The following is a 23,169-nucleotide window of genomic DNA, read 5'->3' as shown; positions in this document are numbered from 1 at the left end:
AAGTATATCATGGAAGTATAATGTTTTTGAATAATAGCGGGAAAAAATAATATTTTCGCAATTCGAAAAATAAGTTATGATAAGGATATATTAAGTATATTTGGAGGTGGAAATATGGCGAATGTAGTAGAGCCTACATTAACAGATGATTTAGTACAAACGTTACGTACAGAATGTATTGTTATGATAGCAACAACAGACTTCGAAAAACAAGTTCCTAACGTAAGTGCTATTTCTTGGGTGTATGCAGTGAGTAAAACTAGTATTCGATTTGCAGTAGATCAGCGTTCACGTATTGTGGAAAATATACGGCATAGTACTGGGGTGGTATTGACTATAATGGCGAATGAATCCGTATTTTCCATAAGTGGTGCAGGTGAAATTTTGACTGATAGAATGGAAGGCATTCCTCTAAAATTAACTGTAATAGAAGTAAATGTACAAGAAGTACGTGATGTTATGTTTTATGGAGCGAAACTTGCAACTGAACCAACGTATGAAAAAACATATGATATTCGCGCAGCGAAGAAGCTGGATAACCAGGTGTTAGTAGGAATAAAAGAATTATAAATGTGATAAATAAGAAAGTCAGTTATTAACTTTTGTAATCAGTTATTGTGATTTTATGTTAATAATTATAATTAAAAGTAATATATTGAATAGAAATGAATAAAAAATAAATAAAAGGTTTAATGGCTATGGATTTCGATTCTACCTCGTTTATACGGTACATATAATTATAACAATGGTTCGTCCATATTTTATGGATGAAACCCTTGTTCTACAAATTTAAAAGTGGAGTCAGGGGGTAACAGGTTGGATAAAATTTATGTGTTAGATACGAATGTACTTTTGCAGGATCCTTTATCTATTTTTTCATTTGAAACAAATGAAGTAGTGATTCCAGCAGTTGTATTAGAAGAGGTTGATTCGAAAAAACGTTATATGGATGAAGTAGGACGAAATGCTCGTTATGTATCTAAGTTAATAGACAAATTTCGTGAAATAGGAAAGCTGCATGAAAGTATTCCGCTAGAAAACGGCGGTACATTTCGTATAGAATTAAATCATCGTTCATTTGTTCAACTACAAGATATTTTTGTAGAAAAAACAAATGATAATCGAATTTTAGCTGTAGCAAAAAATTTATCTTTAGAAGAGCAAGAAAAAGAGGATGGGAAGTCTGTTATTTTAGTAAGTAAAGACGTGCTCGTCAGGGTAAAAGCTGATGCAATTGGTTTGAAGGCGGAAGATTATTTAAGTGATCGTGTAATTGAAGTAGATAATATATATTCAGGATTTTTAGAAGGGTATATATCAAAAGAGCAATTGGATTATTTTTATGAAAAAGGTGAATTACCTTTATCCGAAATTGCAAATCACCCTTTTTATCCAAATCAATTTGTAGTAATGAAAGATGCATTAGGGGGATCTAGTTCAGCACTTGGTATTGTGGATCACTTAGGTAAGAAGGTAAAGAAACTTATTTTTCACAATGAACAAGTATGGGGGATACGACCACGAAATGTGCAGCAAATTATGGGATTAGAATTGTTGCTTCGTGAAGATATTCCGCTAGTAACGTTAACAGGGAAAGCTGGTACAGGAAAAACATTACTAGCTTTAGCCTCGGGGCTCATGCAAACTGAAGATTTAGGGCTATATAAAAAACTACTCGTTGCAAGGCCAATTGTTCCAGTTGGAAAAGATATCGGTTATTTACCAGGAGAAAAAGAAGAAAAGTTAAGACCGTGGATGCAACCGATTTTTGACAATCTAGAGTATTTATTTAATACGAAAAAGCCAGGAGAGTTAGATGCTATTTTAGCTGGAATGGGTTCGATTGAAGTAGAAGCTCTTACCTATATACGCGGGAGAAGTATTCCGGATCAATTCATTATAATTGACGAAGCACAAAATTTAACGAAACATGAAGTGAAAACGATACTAACGAGAGTAGGAGAAAAAAGTAAAATCGTATTAATGGGAGATCCTCAGCAAATTGATCATCCGTATTTGGATGAGTATAATAACGGTTTAACATATGTTGTAGAGAAGTTTAAAGAGCAGCGTATTAGTGGGCATGTAAAGTTTGTTAAAGGGGAGCGATCGAATTTAGCTCAACTAGCAGCAGATTTATTATAAAAGGAGTGAGCTGAGGCTCACTCCTTTTTCTTCCAAGTATACACTTTAAATAATTGTAAATTTACGGATGTTACGGATTGGATTTTGTCTATTAGATCCATCATTGTAATATAGATGAACAGGTCCATCCTCTTTTAATGGCTTTCCTTCTTTTGAAAAACCAAGAATAGCATTTTCTACAGTTTCTAATGGAAGTATTATTGTTTGATCTACTGTTTCAATTTCGACTTGCGTAGCGTCATCTGAAATTTCGGCGTTAGCAAGGAATGGATGAAATGGTATACCGAACGTTCCAGTAATTAGCTGTTCTTTTTTATATTTCTTTACACTTTGTTGTATCGGTGGAAACGCAGCACCATCACGGATTTCGCGATCCCAATGTTCTGAAGTGTTTTTTAAATAAGCTTCTAGTTCTGATGTGTGTTCTCTTGTTTCATCAAAGTAAGTTGTTAAATCAACTTTTCGATCATCAAAGATCCAAACAGTTGGATCGATAGTGATTGGAAAACGAACTTTTCCATTAATAAATAAAATTTCGCTCATTGTTGTTCCCCCATTTGTGTTATACTCCCACTTTTCAGTATAATAGCATTAGACACGGTTGTCACAAAAAATGTTTCTATTGCAATTTACTAAAACTATCGCTAATATTAATAGATAGGAGAGAGTAGGACGGAAACGGAGGGAATCAATTTGGCGTCTGAGACAGTATCAAATCATCAGGAAAAGGCACTAGCCCTTCTACAAGCGGATGCGGAGAAGATTTTAAGACTTATTAAGGTACAAATGGACAATCTTACAATGCCGCAATGTCCATTATATGAAGAAGTGTTAGACACACAAATGTTTGGACTATCCCGCGAGGTCGATTTTGCAGTTCGCCTTGGTCTTATTGCAGAAGAACAAGGGAAAGCAATGTTAGGAGAGCTTGAACGTGAGTTATCTGCACTTCATGAAGCATTTACAAACAAACAACAATAACGGGTTCAAATAGGGGGGCTCAAACTGAAATAGTTTGGGCTTTTTATTTGTATAATAAAGCAGGAAGAATCAATGTACATATGGAATACAACAATAATTAAATTGAAACAGAAAGAGGAAATGAAATGAAAAGAGTATGGAAATCAATGGATTATTCATTATTACTTCCTCTTGTTATCTTATGTGTGTTGGGAGTTATAATGGTATATAGTTCTAGTTCCATTGTCGCGATTTCGTCGAAATATAACTGGCCAGCAGATCACTTTTTTAAAAAACAATTAGTTGCTCTTGCTATTGGAACGGTAATACTAGTGATTGTCGTTATAATCCCTTATAGATTTTGGAGAGAACAAATCGTTCTAGCAGCAATCGGGTTAGGGAGTCTTACCTTACTGACAGCAGCCTTAGTTTTCGGGCAGGTCATAAATGGTGCAAAAGGATGGATATTAGGTATACAACCGGCTGAGTTTGTAAAAATAACGGTTATTATTACGCTAGCAGCTTTTTTTGCTAAGAAACAAGAGAGGCAAACCCCTTTTTTCCAAGGAATAATACCTCCCTTAGTTATTGTCGGTGGATCGATGGTATTAATTTTATTACAAAATGACTTAGGGACTGACATATTAATAGGTGGAACAGTGTTAATCATGTTCTTCTGTTCAGGAGTTAATGTGAACTTGTGGATAAAAAGATTTTTATTAACATCTATCGTCTGGATTCCGGCGTTGTATTTTATCGGAAATTATAAATTAAGTAACTACCAAAAAGCTCGATTTTCAGTTTTTCTTGATCCATTTAACGATCCTCAAAATGATGGATTTCAATTAGTTAATTCTTTTATTGGAATTGCCTCAGGTGGATTAGGTGGTAGGGGATTAGGGAATAGTATACAAAAGTATGGCTATTTACCAGAGCCGCAAACGGATTTTATTATGGCGATTATATCTGAAGAACTAGGTTTTATAGGTGTAGCTATCATTTTAATCTGTCTACTACTTATTATTATTCGTTCGTTTAGAGTGGCACAAAAATGTAAAGATCCATTTGGAAGTTTAGTTGCAATTGGAATTGCAAGCTTACTTGGGATACAAACTTTTATTAATGTTGGTGGTATGTCTGGATTAATACCGCTTACAGGAGTGCCTTTACCGTTTATTAGTTATGGTGGTAGTTCTTTATTGGCTAATCTAATCTCGATGGGTATATTATTAAATATTGCTAGTCATGTAAAACGACAAGAGAAACAGCAAAATGAGGAAATGAAAGAAAGAGAGCAAGATGGACCACGTCTTGTTGTTGTAAAATAAAAAACACATTGTGCTTTAGAGCGCGATGTGTTTTTTATTTTTTAAAAATATTAAATATGATACATTAATTAGTGTTTACGATAAAAAACATATCACATTAAATCTAATGTGATATACAATTAAGTTGTTAGAAAAGGAAGAGGTATGCTATACTATTTTTGTGAAACAAAATGATCAGAAAACTTATCATTTGTTAAAAAATAAGGTATGATGGATAAAAATAAAGTGAAGCTTTCTAAGTATAATATAATGTAGAAAGTGAAGAACTTCACGCTCTTTATGGTGTGTATATATTTTATCTCTAGAGTGGTAGGAAAGTAGAGGGGGAAAATCATGACAAAGCTGCAACGTATTCAAAAAGTATTGGTAGCTAACCGTGGAGAGATTGCAATTCGTGTGTTTCGAGCTTGTTCGGAACTTGGATTAAAAACGGTTGCAATCTATTCTAAAGAGGATAGTGGTTCTTATCATCGTTATAAAGCCGATGAGTCCTATTTAGTTGGGGAAGGGAAAAAGCCAATTGATGCTTATCTAGATATTGAGGGCATTATTGAGATTGCGAAAAGTAATCATGTAGATGCAATCCACCCTGGATATGGTTTCTTGTCAGAAAATATTCAATTCGCAAAACGTTGTGAAGAAGAAGGGATTATCTTTATCGGTCCAAAGAGTAAGCATTTAGATATGTTTGGAGATAAAGTGAAAGCAAGAACACAAGCGCAGCTAGCACAAATTCCAGTTATTCCTGGTAGTGATGGGCCAGTAAATTCAATAGAAGAAGTCGAAGAATTTGCTGAAAAATATGATTACCCGATTATTATTAAAGCTTCCCTTGGCGGTGGCGGTCGTGGTATGCGTATTGTACGTACTAGTGAAGAATTAAGAGAGTCGTATAATCGAGCGAAGTCAGAAGCAAAAGCAGCCTTTGGTAATGATGAAGTATACGTAGAAAAATTCGTTGAAAAACCTAAACATATAGAAGTTCAAATTTTAGCAGATGAAGAGGGCAATGTTGTTCATTTATATGAGCGAGACTGTTCTGTACAACGTCGTCATCAAAAAGTTGTAGAAATTGCACCTAGTGTGTCACTTTCAGATGATTTGCGTCAGCGTATTTGTGATGCTGCTGTTAAGTTAACGAAAAATGTAAATTATTTAAACGCAGGAACAGTAGAATTTCTTGTAAAAGGTGATGAGTTTTACTTCATAGAAGTAAATCCACGTGTTCAAGTTGAACATACGATTACAGAAATGATTACAGGAGTGGATATCGTTCAATCGCAAATTTTAATAGCTGATGGACATGCATTACATAGTAAAATAGTGGGTGTTCCGAAGCAAGAGGAAGTAGTTGTACATGGATTTGCAATCCAATCTCGTGTAACGACTGAAGACCCATTAAATAATTTCATGCCGGATACAGGGAAAATTATGGCATACCGCTCAGGTGGTGGTTTCGGTGTTCGTCTTGATACAGGTAATAGTTTCCAAGGTGCTGTTATTACACCGTACTACGATTCTTTACTTGTAAAAGTTACAACATGGGCACTTACTTTTGAACAAGCTGCTGCGAAAATGGAACGTAACTTAAAAGAATTCCGTATTCGTGGTATTAAAACAAATATTCCATTCTTAGAGAATGTAGTAAAACATAAGAACTTCTTATCAGGAGAATATGACACTTCATTTATTGATGCGTCACCTGAACTATTCTTGTTCCCGAAACGTAAAGACCGCGGAACGAAAATGTTAAATTACATTGGGACAGTAACAGTAAATGGCTTCCCAGGAGTAGGAAAAAAAGAGAAACCAATTTTCCCGGATGCTCGTATACCGAATGTATTACACTCAGAGCCGATCCAAAATGGAACGAAACAAATTTTGGATGAGCGTGGAGCAGACGGATTAGTAAAGTGGGTACAAGATCAAAATCGTGTACTTTTAACGGATACAACATTCCGTGATGCGCATCAGTCATTACTTGCGACGCGTATTCGTACAAAAGATTTACATCAAATTGCAGAGCCGACAGCGAGAATGTTACCGAACCTATTCTCAGCGGAAATGTGGGGCGGTGCAACGTTTGATGTTGCATATCGTTTCTTAAAGGAAGACCCATGGGAACGATTACTAGATCTTCGTGAAAAAATGCCAAACGTTTTATTCCAAATGTTACTGCGTTCTTCAAACGCAGTTGGTTACAAAAACTATCCAGATAATTTAATTCAAAAATTTGTGGAATGTTCTGCTCAAGCTGGAATTGATGTGTTCCGTATTTTTGATAGCTTAAACTGGGTAGAAGGTATGAGAGTTGCGATTGATGCTGTGCGAGATACTGGTAAAATTGCAGAAGCAACAATGTGCTACACAGGAGATATTCATGATCCGTTACGTAGTAAATATGATTTAAATTACTATAAAAACTTAGCAAAAGAGTTAGAAGCATCAGGAGCACATATATTAGGAATTAAAGATATGGCAGGCTTATTAAAACCTAATGCAGCATATGATTTAGTTTCTGCATTAAAAGAGACGGTATCGATTCCGATTCACTTGCATACACACGATACGAGTGGAAATGGTATATTAACGTATACAAAGGCAATTGAAGCAGGTGTTGACATTGTCGATGTAGCAGTAAGTTCTATGGCTGGTCAAACGTCACAACCAAGTGCGAACACGCTATACTATGCATTAGGTGGAAACGAAAGACAGCCAGACGTTAATATAGATTCATTAGAAAAATTATCTCATTACTGGGAAGATGTACGTAAATACTACGCACCGTTTGAAAGTGGTATGAATGCACCCCATACAGAGGTATACATGCACGAAATGCCAGGCGGACAGTATAGTAATCTACAACAACAGGCGAAAGCGGTTGGTTTAGGAGATCGCTTCGATGAAGTGAAAGTAATGTACCGCCGTGTGAATGATATGTTTGGAGATATTGTTAAAGTAACGCCATCATCTAAAGTTGTCGGTGATATGGCATTATTTATGGTTCAAAACCACTTAACAGAACAAGATATTTTAGAGCGTGGGCATTCTATGGACTTCCCGGGATCTGTTGTTGAAATGTTCTCAGGAGATTTAGGTCAACCATATGGTGGTTTCCCGAAACAATTACAAGAAATTATTTTAAAAGGGAAAGAGCCATTAACAGTAAGACCGGGTGAATTATTAGAGCCAGTAGATTTCGACGCGTTAAAAGAAGAGCTATTCCATAAACTTGGACGTGAAGTGACGATTTTTGATGTCGTTGCATATGCATTATATCCAAAAGTATTTATGGATTACGAAAAAGTTGCTGAGCTTTATGGAAGTGTATCTGTACTTGATACACCGACATTCTTCTATGGTATGAGACTTGGTGAAGAAATCAATGTGGAAATCGAACAAGGTAAAACATTGATGGTAAAACTAGTATCAATTGGAGAGCCTCAGCCAGATGGAAATCGTGTTCTTTACTTGGAGTTTAACGGTCAACCACGTGAGATTGTTGTGAAAGACGAAAGTGTGAAAGCAACAGTGGCACAACGTGTGAAAGGAAACCGTGAAAATCCAAACCACATTAGTGCAACAATGCCAGGAACGGTTATTAAAGTAGTTGTTAAAGAAGGCGATGAAGTGAAAAAAGGCGATTCTATGGCAATTACAGAAGCGATGAAAATGGAAACGACAGTTCAAGCGCCGTTCAATGGTAAAGTGAAAAAAGTATATGTTAACGATGGAGATGCAATTCAAACGGGTGATTTACTGATTGAATTAGATCACTAAAATAGAAAAAGAGCTGTGTACATGCAGCTCTTTTTCTTTAGCCCGCTATTTGCTGGGCGGGCTAATAATCAGTGGAGGATGAAGCCCTCAATTGATTAAAGTTTCACTTTATCGCAAAAAATACCTTGCCAATTCGGCAAGGTATTTTAATTTGAATTTATTTTGTTTGTTTAGAAGTTGATTCAGCTTCTTTTGCATTCGCTTTACTTCTTGTACCTAACATAACTAAATAGCATAGTACAGCAAACAAGCAAGAAATGAATAGTGAATGTAATAATGCCATTGCTAAACTAGCATTTGTAAATACGACTAAAATTCCTACGATAGCTTGAAGTGTAACAAGGATAAATGAAATGATCCATCCCCAGTATACGACAGGCTGTTGTTTGTAATGGCGAATAGCGAGAATCATCGCGTATAGTATCCAAGCGAAAATTAACATCGCTGCAACTCTATGTCCCATTTGAACCCATTCATGGAGTTGAGTTGGCATAGGTCTATTTTTGCTACATAAAGGGAAGTCTGGACAGGCTAAGCTAGCTCGTTCGTGACGTACTAAAGCTCCTGTGTAGACAACGAGATAACAGTAAATTGTTACACCATAAATATGAAATTTCATTTTTTTGTCCATAATAAGTGAACGTGCATCAAATTTTTGGTCAATTTCAAAGATAAGACACGTTAATAAAATAACAGAAGCAAATGAAATTAAGGAAATACCGAAATGGATAGCGAGTACAGCTGGCATTTGTCCCCAAACAACTGCTGCAGCCCCCATTAATGCTTGTGCAACTAAAAATACGAAGGATAAAATTGCTAACGTTTTTGTTTCGCGCACATGTTTATAATATTTCCAGGACAAAATACAAAGGAGAGTGACAAGAATTCCTGCGGATCCTGATGTAAGGCGGTGACTCAGTTCAATAATAGTTTCCATTGATAAATTAGATGGAACAAATTCACCGTTACAAAGTGGCCATGATTTACCGCAGCCTTGGCCAGAACCCGTTTTTGTAACTAAGGCGCCTCCTAGTAAAACTATTAATAAATCAAGACTCGTAATGACTGCTAACCATTTAATAAAGCGTTGCAATCTCTTTCACCATCTTTCTGCTATGAAGTTATTGCGAAATATTTTCATTCCATTATGTATAGAATAAAACGCGCTAGTTCCTATGATATATAAAAAATAATAAAATAGCAAAGAAATGGCGGGGGAAGACAGGGGAGAGAAAATGGGTGTAGAAATAGGATATATAAGGAAAATTTTAGGGGGAAAATAGGCTATTTTGAAAAGAAATGGGGAGAATACGTGTTAAATATGACAAAAAAGTTTATGATAGAAGGTAACATCATGTTATGATAAGGACAAGTAAAAATTAAGTTTTTTATGTTCGACACAAAAAGTTCATGTTTTCTTCACAAAATGTTCGGGAAATATGATTTAATATATTGGAGTATGGGCGTAGATTAGTAGTAGAATGGGTTAACAATGTTTCTACTGTAATAATATTGCTATATAGAAGCGAAATATTTCATTCGAAATAGGCGCAAAAAGAAAGATGAAAGTTTTAAGAGGGGGTTAAAGTGATGAACCATGCAACAAGTGAGCTGCATGATGAGTCTGCTGTTACAAGTGTACCGGAAACAACTCGGTTACAAGATTTAAAAGCACTCGTTAAAATGGGGATTGTAAACTCAAATACACTTACTGTATTTACAGGATTTTGGTTGGCATTACACTTTAATGGATTAAGTGTGATGGACAATCTGGATAAGTTATTTTTTACAATCGTTGGTTCTGGATTAGTTATGGCAGGGGTATGTTGTTTAAACAACTACATTGATCGAGACATCGATCCATTAATGGAAAGAACAAAGACCCGTCCAACGGTTACTGGAAAGTATAAACCAGGATTTGCACTTACATTTGGATTAGTTATATTACTTCTGGGGTTTGTATTTTTATTATTAACAACACCAATGGCAGTGTTAATGGGGTTTATTGGTGCTTTCACATATGTTGTTCTATATAGTTTATGGACAAAGAGAAAGTATACACTAAATACTGTTGTAGGTAGTATCTCTGGTGCAGTTCCACCTTTAATTGGATGGGCAGCAATCGATCCATCTTTAGGCCATCCAATTGCTTGGATGCTATTTTTGATTATGTTTATTTGGCAAATCCCACATTTCCTTGCATTAGCAATGAAACGTGTTGATGAATATCGAAATGCAGGAATTCCAATGCTTCCTGTAGTTCATGGATTTGAAATTACGAAACGCCAAATTATGATTTGGACAGTATGTTTATTACCACTACCATTTTATATGAGTGGTCTAGGGATAACATTTATGGTAATTGCAACATTGTTAAACATCGGATGGATCGTTTTAGGATTTTATGGCTTCCGTAAGAAAGATGACATCAAATGGTCCGTACAAATGTTTGTTTATTCCCTAAATTATTTAACAATCTTATTTGTATCAATGATTGTAGTTACATTCTTCTAAGACAACGACATAATTGGATTTCTTTACGTTGAGATTTACTTTACTTAACTATAAAGTACAATCTAATTCACAAGGAAAGTGGGGGTTGTTTGTATGAAGAAACAGTGGCGACTGCTTTCGTTCGTTTCACTGCTGGCTTTACTGTTAGGGGGATGCGGTAAAGCCTTTCAATCTACTTTAATTCCGCAAGGAGAAGTAGCAAAAATGCAATATGATTTGCTCTTACTAGCAACTGCGATTATGGTAGGAGTAGTACTAGTAGTTACTATTATTTTTTTATATGTAATTGTGCGTTTCCGACAAAAGAAGGGTCAGGAAGATTATATTCCGGAGCAAGTTGAAGGGAATCACAAACTAGAAATTATTTGGACAGTTATTCCGATTATTCTTTTGTTAATCTTAGCTGTTCCGACGGTTACATATACATTCAAACTTGCTGATGTAAGTGCGATGGAGAAAAAGAATATTGATAAAGATACTATCGTTGTTGATGTAACAGCGAATCTTTATTGGTGGGAATTTTCTTATAAATCAGAAAAAATAGTAACTTCTCAAGATTTAGTCATCCCCACAGGTAAGAAAGTGTATTTGAATTTGAAGGGTGCCGATATTAAACATTCGTTTTGGGTTCCGTCTTTAGCTGGGAAAATGGATACAAATACAGATAATGTGAACAAAATGTGGTTAAAGGCAGATAAATCGGGCACTTATAATGGTTTTTGTACAGAATTTTGCGGCCCATCACATTCTTTAATGCAATTCAAAGTGAAAGCTTTAGATGAAAGCGAGTACAAAAAGTGGCTTGCTGATATGAAGAAGATTGATGGGAAGAAAGAAGTAGCTTCAACAAAGGCGCAAGAGGGCCAAGAAATATTTAATAAAAGCTGTATTGGTTGTCACGCAGTTGGATCTAATGATAGTAGACCACCTTCCGCTCGTATCGCACCAAACTTAGCAAACTTTGCGGATCGCGATATGGTTGCCGGTATTGCCGAAAACAATGAAGAAAACTTAAAAAAATGGCTGAAAGATCCTGAAAATATGAAACCAGGAAATAAAATGACTGGTAAATATGGCAACTTAACGGATGATCAAATTGATGCATTAAATGCATACTTACAAACGTTAAAAGTTGAAAAGTAAAGAGGGATTATTCGCGAAGGGGAGGTTGAAAACGTGAGTTCTGTAGCAAAAAAACAGGGGATGGGTGCTGTCATATGGGATTATTTAACGACAGTAGACCATAAAAAGATTGCCATTCTCTATTTAATTGCAGGTGGATTGTTTTTTGTAATAGGCGGAATAGAGGCTCTATTTATTCGCCTTCAATTAGCGATTCCTAACAATGCTTTTCTTGTTGGGGATGCTTATAATCAAGTATTAACGATGCACGGTACAACAATGATTTTCCTCGCAGCTATGCCACTCGTGTTCGCATTTATGAACGCTGCTGTACCACTTCAAATTGGTGCACGCGATGTAGCGTTCCCGTTTTTGAATTCACTCGGATTTTGGTTATTTTTCTTTGGTGGAGTATTTTTAAATTTAAGTTGGTTTTTAGGTGGAGCACCTGATGCAGGATGGACATCTTATGCATCTTTAGCTTTAGCCTCTAAAGGCCATGGTGTTGATTTTTATGTACTCGGATTGCAAATCTCCGGTATTGGTACATTAATTGGAGGTATTAACTTCCTTGTAACCATTATTAATATGCGTGCGCCAGGAATGACGTATATGCGTATGCCGATGTTTACATGGACGACATTTGTAACATCTTCGCTAATATTATTCGCTTTTCCGCCATTAACTGTAGGATTAGGACTTTTAATGTTAGATCGTTTATTTGGAACAAGTTTCTTTAATCCAGCATTGGGCGGGAATACAATTATATGGGAGCATTTATTCTGGATTTTCGGTCATCCAGAAGTATATATTCTTATACTCCCAGCTTTCGGAATATTCTCAGAAATCTTCGCGACATTTTCGAAAAAGCGATTATTTGGTTATTCATCGATGGTATTTGCGACAGTATTAATTGGATTCTTAGGATTTATGGTATGGGCGCATCATATGTTTACTGTTGGGCTTGGTCCAGTTGCAAATGCTATTTTCTCAGTTGCAACAATGGCGATTGCGGTTCCGACCGGTATCAAAATATTCAACTGGCTCTTTACAATGTGGGGCGGAAGTATTCGTTTTACGACACCGATGATGTGGGCAGTAGCTTTCATTCCATCATTCGTAATGGGTGGAGTTACAGGTGTTATGCTAGCCTCTGCACCAGCTGATTATCAATTTCATGATAACTATTTCGTAGTAGCACACTTTCATTATGTAATCGTTGGTGGTGTTGTATTTGGTTTACTTGCAGGGGCTCATTATTATTGGCCACTGATGTTTAATAAAGTATTGAATGAAACGTTAGGGAAGATAACGTTTTGGCTATTCTTTATCGGTTTCCATTTAACGTTCTTTATTCAGCATTTCCTAGGGTTAATTGGTATGCCACGTCGTTACTACACATATCTTGAAGGGCAAGGATTGGAAATGGGGAATATGATCAGTTCTATTGGAGCGGTGTTTATGGCTCTTGGAACGATTGTTCTTCTATTCAATGTAATTAAAACAACAGTATCAAAAGAAAAGGCTGGTCGTGATCCATGGGATGCACGTACATTAGAATGGACAATGCCAGCACCTACACCGGAATATAACTTTAAACAATTGCCATTTGTTCGCGGATTAGATCCGTTTTGGATTGAAAAACGTGAAGGGAATAAAGAGATGACAGCGGCGGAACCAGTTGGTGATATTCATATGCCAAATCCATCGTTTTCACCATTTGTCATTTCTTTAGGATTATTTATAGCGGCATTCGGTGCAATGTATATGCAGGGCGGAAAAGATAAGTTTTGGTTATTAGTAGCAATTATTGGTTTAATCATTACATTTGGCACGATGTTCCTACGTTCAGTAATCGATGATCATGGATATCATATTCATAAGGAAGATTTAGAAGATAAGGGGGGCAAGGCATAATGCATGTAGATGAAAAATTAACGAATGAAACATTTCCAGCAGAGCCTGAAAAAGCAACCCTTGAGGGAAAAAATAAGTTTGTCGGTTTTTGGTTATTTCTTGGAGGCGAAACAGTATTGTTCGCTTCCTTGTTTGGCACATATTTAGCGTTAAAAAATTCTACAAATGGTGGACCAACATCTCAAGAGATGTTCCAAATGCCACTCGTTTTCATTATGACGATGCTTTTATTAACGAGTAGCTTAACGAGCGTATATGCGATGTATCATATGAAAAACTTTAATTTTAAGAAAATGCAACTTTGGCTACTAGTAACAGTGTTGCTAGGTTTAGGATTTTTAGGGTTTGAGATATATGAGTTTTATCATTATACGCATGAATTTAAGCATACTATGAGAAGTAGTGCGTTTGGTTCCGCGTTTTATGCTCTTGTTGGTACGCATGGACTCCACGTATTGTTTGGATTGTGTTGGATTTTAACATTAATCTTTAGAAATGCGAAGAGAGGGTTAAATTTATACAATGCACCGAAGTTTTATGTTGCATCGATTTATTGGCATTTTATTGACGTAGTTTGGGTGTTTATTTTCACTGTAGTATATTTGATGGGAATGGTGGGATAAACAATGGCGATAAAGCAAACGAATAATCCTAAAGTTGATCTTGTTTATCGGAAGAGAAAAAGTGCGGAGGAAATGAAGCATCAAGTTATTACATTTGCATTAATGATTTTTTTAACATTAGTTGCATTTGCAGCAGTAGCATATCCGAAAACTTTTAGTCCGACTTTCTCAGTACCATTTATTTTACTATTAGCAGTGGTACAAGTAATTTTTCAATTGTATTATTTTATGCATATGAGTCATAAAGGGCATGAAGCGGCAAGTTTCTTTCTTTATTCTGGTCTGTTAATTGGGTTAATTACAATTTTAGCTTTTATGACAATTGTGTGGATTTGAAAAGTGAAAAATAAGGGAGCTTGTGTTATCACAGCTCCCTCTTCATATTATGTGAAAGGGTAACCTTAAGAAAGTGGGTGTGACAATGAGTAACTTGTGGATATTTGGTTTTCAAGCTTTATGGAGTCCAATCTTTTTATTATTTATGCTTTCGATTCTTATTGTGTACTTTTTAATTATTGGGCCATATAGAACGCGATTTGAAAATGCGACGAAGGTAAGTAAGAAGCAAATTTTTTATTTTACGACCGGGATTGTTCTTTTGTACTTTGTAAAGGGAGGGCCTATTGATTTAATTGGTCATATTATATTTAGTGCACATATGTTTGAAATGGCAGTCATGTATATTGCAGTTCCGCCGTTATTGTTACTTGGTATACCAGTTTGGTTATATAGTTATATTACTTCTTTTAAGTTCGTTCAAATTATATTAAAGGTATTCGCTAAGCCGCTAATTGCATTGTTTGTATTTAATGGCCTGTTTTCTTTTTATCATTTACCAGTTGTTTTCGATACAGTAAAACAAAGTCAAATTGCTCATCCTATTTGTCTCGCTATACTGTTCTTTACGGCAATCATGATGTGGTGGCCGATGCTAAATCCATTACCAGAATATCAAACGTTAAGTGATATAAAGAAACTTGGTTATATGTTTGCTAACGGTATATTATTAACGCCAGCTTGCGCGTTAATCATTTTTGCGACTGCGCCGTTATTTGCAACGTATACGGATCCGGCTGCTTGGATGAAGGCGATGGAACTATGTGTACCGGCGGGAACTTTATCAGATTTAAATATAACAGGACCAGAATTTTTACACTGGATGCCAGTCGTACAAGACCAACAAACAGGCGGCATCATTATGAAAATTGTCCAGGAAATAGTGTATGGTACAATTATCGGCTATGTGTTCTTTCGATGGGCGCGTCGAGAGCGTGAAAAGGATAAAGAGCAGTTACAGCAATTGCCGCCGTATTTGCAGACGAAATAAAAGTGAGTGCATCATAGATGCACTCACTTTTATTTTATTCAATGATTTGGAACTCTTTTAACTCTTTTTCGACATTTTGTAGGAGTTGTTCGCTTTTTTGAAGTACATTCGTTGGGAAAGTTTCACCATCGCCATATTCAACGCCGTGAGGATAATAATGTTTTCCTAATAAGGGAGGAAGTAGCTTTACTTCAGCGTGTCTGCTACCAATGTCGCCTTCAACAGCAAAACCTTGTACACGCAAATAATAAACATCGTTTAATATTTCGAATTTATAATCGTATGTAACCCGCTCATAATCCCATTGTCCAGCAAGTACAAAATGGTTCTTTTCCATAATCTCTGTTAATAGTGTTAAATCAACGACTGCCCCATTTAATTTCGTATTTGTAAATTGCATATAATACCTCCTCTTTTCATGTTATGTCATTATTTTTATAATAGTATGAATAATAAGAAAGTGCAATTCATATTGAGAGAAAAGGGATAATCCAGACTTTTTTTGCGAAAATATGATATAGTGAAAAGAGTACGGTACACACAAAAAAGGAAAGAAAAGGATTTGTGTATATCTCAATTTTATGTTTCGTGCAGGAGGTATATCGAGTGAAGAAATTATTGCGTATCGTAATGATTACATTTTTAATTTTAGCTATTGATTTATACGGGAAATTACTCGTTTCACAATATATATTAACCCCATCTCAATCAAAGCAAGAAAATAAAATTGTGAAAAAGAAAAAACAAGTAAATGAAGACTCTTCCGATACTGTTTTAAATATGATTGGTGGGGACTCTGAAAATTTATTAGCAAAATGGGGCGAACCATCTCGAATAGAGCCATCTGCTTACGGATATGAATGGTGGGTATACAATCAAGATTTAACTCAGTATGTGCAATTTGGAGTTGCGGAACGAAAAGTTGTAACGGCGTATGTTGCTGGAGAGCAAGTTAAGGTGCCGCCTTATTATATAAATGAAAAATATGAAGAAGTGTATAAAAAGAATCCACTCTCGCATGAGATTTCGTTAAAAAGAGGGAAAAATAGTTATCAATTTGAGTTATCTGACACGGAAGTGATGGAACAACCATTAATACCTGTAGAAGATGGCTGGGCACAATTATATTTTGATCATTTTACACATGAGCTTGTTGGTGTTCGTTATATGGATGATGAAACATTATTACGCCAAAGACCGTATCAGCTTGTTTATTCAGGTGAATTACTAGCTGAACAACCATTGACTCCAGATAAAATGAAACAAATAGAGAATGGGAATATGCAACAAATTTTTGATTTAACAAATATTATTCGAAGTCGTCATAAGTTACCGTTGTTAGCTTGGGATCAACAAACAGCAGATGTGGCTATAGGGCATAGTAAAGATATGAAGGATAATAATTACTTTTCACACGATTCACCTACACTAGGTACATTAGGAGATCGTTTACAGCGCGGGAAAGTAGGGTTTCAACTTGCGGGTGAGAACATAGCGGCGCAACATAGTGATGGAATTGCGGCGGTGCAAGGTTGGTTAAATAGTGAAGGGCATAGAAAGAATGTATTAAATGAACAATTTACAGGATTAGGTGTTGGGGTATACGATAAGTTTTATACACAAAACTTTATTCGAAAATAAAGTGAAATTTTAAGTTGTGTAGGGGACACCTCACGTTAAAGTACTTTGTATTCACTGAATTGTATGTGGAAATCTTACCGTATGCAAATAGCAGGATAAAAAGGTGCATGAATCGTCTAAAAATAGGCGAACCATGTGCCTTTTTTTTCTTACTATATAGTAGATATACATGAAGAGGTGAGGATTATGCCAACAACAAAAGGACCGTTACACCCATCGGTTCAACAGTTTAAAGAGTTTGTAAACCATCACCCTAAAATGGTTCATGAGGTTAGAAGTGGTCACAAAACTTGGCAACAGTTTTATGAAGAATGGTACTTACTTGGTGAAGAAGATCCAATATGGGCAACTTTCAGACCGGATGGAGCGCCAGCTTTTTCTTCGGTAAAAGAAAATAAACAAGAAAAGGAAAAAGAAAAAGATAATCGAACAGAAGAGGAAAAAACTGCTGATGTGATGGGACATATGCTTTCTTTCTTTAAAAAGCTAGATGTGGAGCAGATGCAACACCATTTAGCTAATGTGACGAGTGCTATTGGTAGTGTGCAACAAGTTTTTCAACAATTTCAAGGGAAGCCCGCGCGGCAAGAAGAAAGTACTTCCGAAAATAATCCATTTTTCTTTCAGAAGGATTAGGGGGAAAGCGGATGAGAGCAGAAATTATGGAGTTTATAAAGGCGGATGAGGATTTATCTCGCTATATTAGGGAGCAACCGTACTGGTATAGAAAATTAACGCGAAACCCTGAAGAAAAAGAGGCATTTGAGTTAGCGGCTATGCAACATTTCAAAAAAACGATACCAGATAAAGTTGAGAAATTTCAAAACCAATTGGCAGTGGCTTCCATTATGATCGATATGTTTCAGTATATGAAGCAGCAAAATACAACATAATTGGAAGGGAAAACTATGTCCGTCATGCAGAACTTTTGATACAATAGAAGCGGATTATTTAAAAAGGAGTTGCAGCATGAGCATGACGGAAATTTGTTTAGTACGACATGGACAAACTGATTGGAATTTTCAAGAGATTATTCAGGGACGTGAAGATATTCCACTTAATGAAGTAGGAAAGAAGCAAGCGAGTCAAAGTGCAACTGCTTTGCAAGCGGAAGCATGGGATATAATTATAAGTAGCCCATTAATTAGAGCACACGAAACAGCTAAGGAAATTGCAGGGGCTACAGGACTGGAATCGATTTTATTAGATGAGCGATTTGTTGAACGTAATTTTGGTGAAGCTTCTGGGAAGCCAGTTGCGACTGTTAGGGAGCTAATTGCAGAAGGTAAAGTAGAAGGTATGGAGCAAGATGAAGAGATTGTAACTCGTTGCTTTGCTGCTGTAAAAGATGTTGCAGAAACTCATTCGGGTAAACGTATTATCATTGTAGCTCATTCACATGCGATAAAAGCAATTTTACATGCAATTGCACCGGAAGATATTTCGTTTAAGACACCATTAAAAAATGCATGTATTAGTTACGTGAAAGAAAATAGTGGGAAATGGGATGTTCTGAAATATAATATTGCGGAACATATTAATGTATAATTATGTGCTAGAATTATATGGAAAATAGTTAGAGTGATATCTTTCTGTTTAGTGAGGCACTTCAATTAGTAGTTCTATTCTAAATGTGGTATGATGAATACTCGGAGGTGTCTCTCATGATTGTAGCGACGCTGGAAAGCGTATTGATATTAGATAAGGCAGAGCAGCTTGCAAAAGCGATCATCTGTTCAGATATAGCAGAAGATTATCGTAAGTGTTATAAAGAATTGCATGAAGATATGGAAGTTCAGACGTTAATTCAGCAATTTACAGCGATGAAAGAACGATATGAAGAAGTGCAACGTTTCGGTAAATACCATCCTGATTATACTTTCGTTTCGACGAAAATGAGGGAGTTAAAGCGTTCTATAGACTTACATGATAAGATTGCAGCTTTTAAACGAGTAGAAACAGCTTTGCAAAAGTTGTTAGATGAAGTTAGTGTAGCAATCGGTTCGGAGGTGTCTTCTTCCATCAAAGTTCCAACAGGAAATCCATTTTTTGATGCTGGTGGCTGTGGTGGTGGTTGTGGTACCGGCGGAGGTTGTGGCTGTAAAACGGGGTAAATCACCCCGTTTTTTAGAAGGTAGAAGAAAACGTATACAGAGTGTGTCCTGTAATGTCATAAATTTCTGATTGGTTTTCATAAAATATAAAATATATGTTTTTAAAAGGAGAAGATGGAGAAGATTATGTTCGGGCAACGACAAAGTATGATTGTTTATTTACATTCATTGAAACATGCCAAGATTTTAAGGAAATATGGTAACATACATTACATATCAAAACGCTTAAAATACGCAGTAGTATATTGTGATATGGAACAAATTGAGCATATGATGCAAAAGTTGAACAAACTTCCTTTTGTGAAAAAGATAGAACCGTCGTACCGCCCGTATTTAAAAACGGAATTTGAAAATTCACGTCCTGATCGGGCAAAAGAATACGATTATAGCTAATAAAAAAATCCCTTGCTAATTTTAGCGGGGGATTTTTTATTTGAAATAAATTGTTATTTCATTGGAGGAATGAAATTATTCATTCGTAAAATACCAATTAAATGATTGAAGAACAGTTCTTTTTCTGGGAAAGTTGTGGATGGCTTTACCGTAAAGGTAGTCACTTTTTTTCCTAGTTGTTCTGCTGTTTCTTCAAATAAAATGACGCGTTTACTCTTTTTATTTTCAAGTACAGGAATGCCTTCGCGACATATGTATAATGGCTGGAAATCACCAGTAGTAGTCGGTTTTAATATTACAACAAGTGAGCACACTTTTTTTTCATTTTTAATCGTTTCAAATTGTAACATATGTGTTATACGTTCTTGATTTGATTTGGCAATTTCAAGTAATTCATATAAATCAGAGTAGCCTTCTCCGAGTTCTATAAAGCGTTGAATCATATTTTTTCCTCCTCTTTCTTTTACTTACTGTACCATCTCACTTTTTAAATGAAAAGTAGACAAAGAAAAAAAACCCTGCAAAGCAGGGCCCTTCTTATACTAGCTTGTACTAGTAAGAAGGCAAAGGGAGAGGAGAAACCGGAGGAAGAACTTATGGGGAAACGTAAGTCTTCTCCGCGGTTGGCAACAACATCGAAGGTGATGTTGTTATAATTATTTATGTCCAATCTAAATGAAGATATACATCATGAAATTAAATTTTATGTTTGGCTTTTTATTTTTCTTTTTTTTATTTTATGATAGGATAAAAAAGGTAAAGTGAAATGAATAGTTCGTGTTAGCGAATAGTGAGATGAATACATAAAAATGCTGAGCGGTTATTTTAAGCTAAGTTCTTCTAGTGTTCGTTGAAAGATGAATGGAATCGTATAGTTTGGTAGCGGTTACTGAATGGAGAAAGGCTTTCTATAATTGCTCGATAGATTGAAATAAAGGTAGTGACAACAGATGAGAGTAGTTTCAGGAAAATGTAAAGGGCATCCACTTAAAGCGGTGCCAGGTAATACAACACGTCCAACAACAGATAAAGTGAAAGAATCAATTTTTAATATGATAGGCCCTTATTTTGATGGCGGTACCGCCCTTGATTTATTTGGCGGTAGTGGTGGTCTTGGAATCGAAGCAATAAGTAGAGGGATTGATAAAGCAATCTTTGTTGATCGAGATAATAAAGCGATAAAGGTAATCCATCAAAATTTAGAAAGTTGTCGAATCCAGGAACAAGCTGAAGTATATCGAAATGATGCAGAACGTGCGGTAAAGGCTCTTATAAAACGTGAAATATCATTCGATCTTATATTAATTGATCCTCCATATAAAGATCAAAAAATTGTATCTTTAATTAGTGTGATGGATCAACATGGATTGTTACATAGAGATGGATTAATTATGTCAGAGCATGGTAATGATGTGGTTTTACCTGAGTCTATAGGGAGACTTGTAAAAGTAAGAGCTGAAAATTATGGGATTACAGCAATATCGATTTATAAGTATGAAGGTGAGGGGACGGAATGACTAGTATAGCTATTTCTTCGGGAAGTTTTGATCCAATTACCCTTGGGCATCTGGATATTATTAAAAGGGGAGCAAAAGTATTTGATGAGGTATACGTAGTAGTTTTAAACAACTCGTCAAAAAAACCGTTCTTTTCTGTTGAAGAGCGCTTAGATTTAATTCGAGAAGCAACAAAGGATATCCCGAATGTAAAGGTAGATTCACATAGTGGACTATTAGTGGAGTATGCGAAAATGCGTAATGCAAACGCGATTTTACGTGGGTTAAGAGCGGTTTCTGATTTTGAATATGAGATGCAAATTACTTCTATGAATCGAAAATTAGATGAAAATATTGAAACATTTTTTATTATGACAAACAATCAGTATTCATTTTTAAGCTCGAGCATTGTGAAAGAAGTTGCGAGATATGGCGGAAGCGTAGTAGATCTTGTACCTCCGGTTGTAGAACGTGCTTTAAAAGAAAAGTTTCAAACCCCGTTAAAGTGAACGGGGTTTTTCTTTGTTGCTACGAAAAAATAATAAGATAACATATACATATAAACAAAATAATGTGAATATCGGTCCATAGTGCACAAAAGATGTCCAAATTTCATGCAATACAGAAGAATGATTTGGTAAAAATACGGGGATATCTTTTTGTATAGGTGAAAAAGAGGTTACTTTTTCATAAAATGGTTTCCAAAATATAAGAGTAAAAATAGGAGCAAGAATACTTTGAATAATTCGCGCGAAAAAATAGGGCTTAAATCGGATGTCTGTTTCAGCTAATATGCTAGCAACTTGTGCCTGAATAGAAAGGCCGCTAAATGCTAAAATAAAGCTTGTTACCATAGCTTGCTGCAGGAGGGGTGTTTCATTTACTTGACTAATCATTTGACTTCCGAGTGTCATTTCAAAAATGCCTGATAATATCGGAATGCTAAATTCTGTAGTTAGTTGGAAGAATGATAAAATATGTTGCATAATAAAAGAAAGTGATGCTGTAATATGAAATACAGTAATCATTTTATTTAAAACAGAGAATAAAATAATAAATCCACCAATCATAAGTAACGTTTGAATAGAAGAAACGATAGCGTCCCCAAGTAATTTTCCTATTGGTCTTTTTTCTTGCATGCGTGTCTCGTGTAGGATTGAAAAAGGGTTTTGAAAAGGACGTTTTTTAGTAGTATGTTTATCATTCGTGGGAACGTTGTTATTGCCGTAAAAACGCATCAATAACCCGACGGCAAAGTTACTTAAATAATGCGCGGCAGCTAATACGATTCCTAATTTTGGATTATTGAAAAAACCGATAGAAACAGCTCCAAAAATAAATAGTGGATTAGATGAGTTTGTAAAAGATACGAGGCGCTCTGCTTCGATTTGTGTTAGCTGATTACTTTTACGCAGTCTAGCGCTTAATTTGGCGCCAGCAGGGAATCCTGAAGCCATTCCCATTGCCCAGACAAATCCGCCTATCCCTGGAACGCGAAAAAGTGGTCGCATGAGTGGTTCTAATATAACACCTATAAATTTTACAACACCAATACTAATTAGAAGTTCCGCAATGATGAAAAACGGTAAAAGTGAAGGGAATACAACTTCCCACCATATATTTAACCCTCGAATGGAAGCTTGCAAAGCAGCTTGGGGGTGGAGTACAAGAGAAAAGGTTAAAAACAATGTTGATATGGTAAGGAAAGCCGTTTTCCATTTTTCATACATGTAAGTAAATCCCCCTTTGTCCCAAAAAACGTTCATTTCAGTATACGTGGATACGTGGTGAATTTAGACCATAAGTATG

At 35.8% G+C, this 23,169-nt stretch carries 24 protein-coding genes; 19 read left to right on the top strand and 5 right to left on the bottom strand.

Annotation, left to right across the window (positions count from 1 at the left end; translation table 11 throughout):
- Positions 1-114: 114 nt before the first annotated feature.
- On the top strand, positions 115-570 hold the full coding sequence (locus ACHZK0_RS19105; protein WP_262740428.1) for a pyridoxamine 5'-phosphate oxidase family protein: 456 nt from the start codon (positions 115-117) through the stop codon (positions 568-570).
- A gap of 246 nt (positions 571-816) precedes the next feature.
- Positions 817-2,145, top strand: coding sequence for a PhoH family protein (locus ACHZK0_RS19100; protein ID WP_000358079.1), 1,329 nt, complete (start codon positions 817-819; stop codon positions 2,143-2,145).
- Positions 2,146-2,190: 45 nt separating this feature from the next.
- Here ACHZK0_RS19100 and ACHZK0_RS19095 read toward each other — a convergent pair whose 3' ends face one another.
- Positions 2,191-2,688, bottom strand: coding sequence for a peptidyl-prolyl cis-trans isomerase (locus ACHZK0_RS19095; RefSeq protein WP_262740427.1), 498 nt, complete (start codon positions 2,686-2,688; stop codon positions 2,191-2,193).
- Positions 2,689-2,838: 150 nt separating this feature from the next.
- Between ACHZK0_RS19095 and ACHZK0_RS19090 the strand changes: the two genes are divergently transcribed.
- The 3 genes from ACHZK0_RS19090 (at position 2,839) to pyc (ending at position 8,213) form a co-directional block, all read left to right on the top strand.
- Complete coding sequence (locus ACHZK0_RS19090) at positions 2,839-3,126, top strand: YlaN family protein (RefSeq protein ID WP_000135698.1); 288 nt, start codon at positions 2,839-2,841, stop codon at positions 3,124-3,126.
- A 125-nt stretch (positions 3,127-3,251) separates the two neighbouring features.
- Positions 3,252-4,433, top strand: a complete 1,182-nt coding sequence (ftsW, locus tag ACHZK0_RS19085; RefSeq protein ID WP_262740426.1) for a putative lipid II flippase FtsW — start codon at positions 3,252-3,254, stop codon at positions 4,431-4,433.
- Between the two features lie 333 nt (positions 4,434-4,766).
- Positions 4,767-8,213, top strand: a complete 3,447-nt coding sequence (pyc, locus tag ACHZK0_RS19080) for a pyruvate carboxylase (RefSeq protein WP_262740425.1) — start codon at positions 4,767-4,769, stop codon at positions 8,211-8,213.
- Between the two features lie 157 nt (positions 8,214-8,370).
- Here pyc and ctaA read toward each other — a convergent pair whose 3' ends face one another.
- The gene (gene ctaA, locus ACHZK0_RS19075; RefSeq protein ID WP_061678266.1) at positions 8,371-9,306 is read right to left on the bottom strand and encodes a heme A synthase; all 936 of its coding nucleotides are present in this window, start codon (positions 9,304-9,306) and stop codon (positions 8,371-8,373) included.
- A gap of 497 nt (positions 9,307-9,803) precedes the next feature.
- Here ctaA and ctaB point away from each other — a divergent pair, with 497 nt between their 5' ends.
- From ctaB to ctaG, 6 genes are all read left to right on the top strand, one after another.
- On the top strand, positions 9,804-10,727 hold the full coding sequence (ctaB, locus tag ACHZK0_RS19070; RefSeq protein ID WP_001015058.1) for a protoheme IX farnesyltransferase: 924 nt from the start codon (positions 9,804-9,806) through the stop codon (positions 10,725-10,727).
- Positions 10,728-10,820: 93 nt separating this feature from the next.
- Complete coding sequence (gene coxB, locus ACHZK0_RS19065) at positions 10,821-11,870, top strand: cytochrome c oxidase subunit II (protein WP_000745278.1); 1,050 nt, start codon at positions 10,821-10,823, stop codon at positions 11,868-11,870.
- Between the two features lie 60 nt (positions 11,871-11,930).
- Positions 11,931-13,766 carry a cytochrome c oxidase subunit I gene (ctaD, locus tag ACHZK0_RS19060; protein ID WP_175562475.1) on the top strand — a complete coding sequence of 612 codons (1,836 nt, stop codon included), beginning with the start codon at positions 11,931-11,933 and terminating at the stop codon, positions 13,764-13,766.
- A complete protein-coding gene (gene ctaE, locus ACHZK0_RS19055) occupies positions 13,766-14,389 on the top strand; it encodes a cytochrome c oxidase subunit III (protein ID WP_000557861.1) in 624 nt (207 codons plus the stop codon). The genes ctaD and ctaE overlap by 1 nt, the downstream gene beginning before the upstream one ends.
- Positions 14,390-14,392: 3 nt before the next feature.
- Entirely contained in the window at positions 14,393-14,725 is a 333-nt protein-coding gene (gene ctaF, locus ACHZK0_RS19050) for a cytochrome c oxidase subunit IVB (RefSeq protein WP_000985699.1), read from the top strand.
- A gap of 85 nt (positions 14,726-14,810) precedes the next feature.
- Positions 14,811-15,716, top strand: a complete 906-nt coding sequence (ctaG, locus tag ACHZK0_RS19045; protein WP_262740424.1) for a cytochrome c oxidase assembly factor CtaG — start codon at positions 14,811-14,813, stop codon at positions 15,714-15,716.
- Between the two features lie 34 nt (positions 15,717-15,750).
- On the opposite strand, the gene ACHZK0_RS19040 is transcribed toward ctaG, so the two are convergent.
- On the bottom strand, positions 15,751-16,116 hold the full coding sequence (locus tag ACHZK0_RS19040) for a YugN-like family protein (protein ID WP_262740423.1): 366 nt from the start codon (positions 16,114-16,116) through the stop codon (positions 15,751-15,753).
- Between the two features lie 206 nt (positions 16,117-16,322).
- On the opposite strand from ACHZK0_RS19040, the gene ACHZK0_RS19035 reads away from it, so the two are divergent.
- From ACHZK0_RS19035 to ACHZK0_RS19010, 6 genes are all read left to right on the top strand, one after another.
- Positions 16,323-17,357 carry a CAP domain-containing protein gene (locus ACHZK0_RS19035; RefSeq protein ID WP_073516246.1) on the top strand — a complete coding sequence of 345 codons (1,035 nt, stop codon included), beginning with the start codon at positions 16,323-16,325 and terminating at the stop codon, positions 17,355-17,357.
- A gap of 186 nt (positions 17,358-17,543) precedes the next feature.
- Positions 17,544-17,993 (top strand): YlbD family protein, encoded by a 450-nt coding sequence (locus ACHZK0_RS19030; protein WP_262740422.1) that lies wholly within the window; start codon positions 17,544-17,546, stop codon positions 17,991-17,993.
- A gap of 11 nt (positions 17,994-18,004) precedes the next feature.
- On the top strand, positions 18,005-18,250 hold the full coding sequence (locus ACHZK0_RS19025) for a YlbE-like family protein (protein WP_001200991.1): 246 nt from the start codon (positions 18,005-18,007) through the stop codon (positions 18,248-18,250).
- A gap of 82 nt (positions 18,251-18,332) precedes the next feature.
- On the top strand, positions 18,333-18,905 hold the full coding sequence (locus tag ACHZK0_RS19020; protein WP_262740443.1) for a histidine phosphatase family protein: 573 nt from the start codon (positions 18,333-18,335) through the stop codon (positions 18,903-18,905).
- 116 nt (positions 18,906-19,021) lie between these two features.
- Complete coding sequence (locus ACHZK0_RS19015; protein ID WP_097816891.1) at positions 19,022-19,471, top strand: YlbF family regulator; 450 nt, start codon at positions 19,022-19,024, stop codon at positions 19,469-19,471.
- Positions 19,472-19,597: 126 nt separating this feature from the next.
- A complete protein-coding gene (locus ACHZK0_RS19010) occupies positions 19,598-19,864 on the top strand; it encodes a YlbG family protein (RefSeq protein ID WP_061678315.1) in 267 nt (88 codons plus the stop codon).
- Positions 19,865-19,917: 53 nt separating this feature from the next.
- Here the strand turns inward: ACHZK0_RS19010 and ACHZK0_RS19005 are convergent, their stop codons facing one another.
- Entirely contained in the window at positions 19,918-20,307 is a 390-nt protein-coding gene (locus ACHZK0_RS19005) for a DUF7147 family protein (protein ID WP_000616014.1), read from the bottom strand.
- A 507-nt stretch (positions 20,308-20,814) separates the two neighbouring features.
- Between ACHZK0_RS19005 and rsmD the strand changes: the two genes are divergently transcribed.
- Together rsmD and coaD are read left to right on the top strand one after the other, a co-directional pair.
- The gene (gene rsmD, locus ACHZK0_RS19000; RefSeq protein WP_001266982.1) at positions 20,815-21,381 is read left to right on the top strand and encodes a 16S rRNA (guanine(966)-N(2))-methyltransferase RsmD; all 567 of its coding nucleotides are present in this window, start codon (positions 20,815-20,817) and stop codon (positions 21,379-21,381) included.
- Positions 21,378-21,869 (top strand): pantetheine-phosphate adenylyltransferase, encoded by a 492-nt coding sequence (gene coaD / locus ACHZK0_RS18995; RefSeq protein WP_000200598.1) that lies wholly within the window; start codon positions 21,378-21,380, stop codon positions 21,867-21,869. Before rsmD ends, coaD begins: the two co-directional genes overlap by 4 nt.
- On the opposite strand, the gene ylbJ is transcribed toward coaD, so the two are convergent.
- Positions 21,861-23,090 carry a sporulation integral membrane protein YlbJ gene (gene ylbJ, locus ACHZK0_RS18990; protein ID WP_270340212.1) on the bottom strand — a complete coding sequence of 410 codons (1,230 nt, stop codon included), beginning with the start codon at positions 23,088-23,090 and terminating at the stop codon, positions 21,861-21,863. The genes coaD and ylbJ overlap by 9 nt on opposite strands.
- Between the last annotated feature and the right edge of the window lie 79 nt (positions 23,091-23,169).

This window comes from Bacillus sp. 3G2 (assembly GCF_044324725.1).
Lineage (GTDB): Bacteria > Bacillota > Bacilli > Bacillales > Bacillaceae_G > Bacillus_A > Bacillus_A mobilis.
This window is presented reverse-complemented; position numbering and strand designations above follow the sequence as displayed.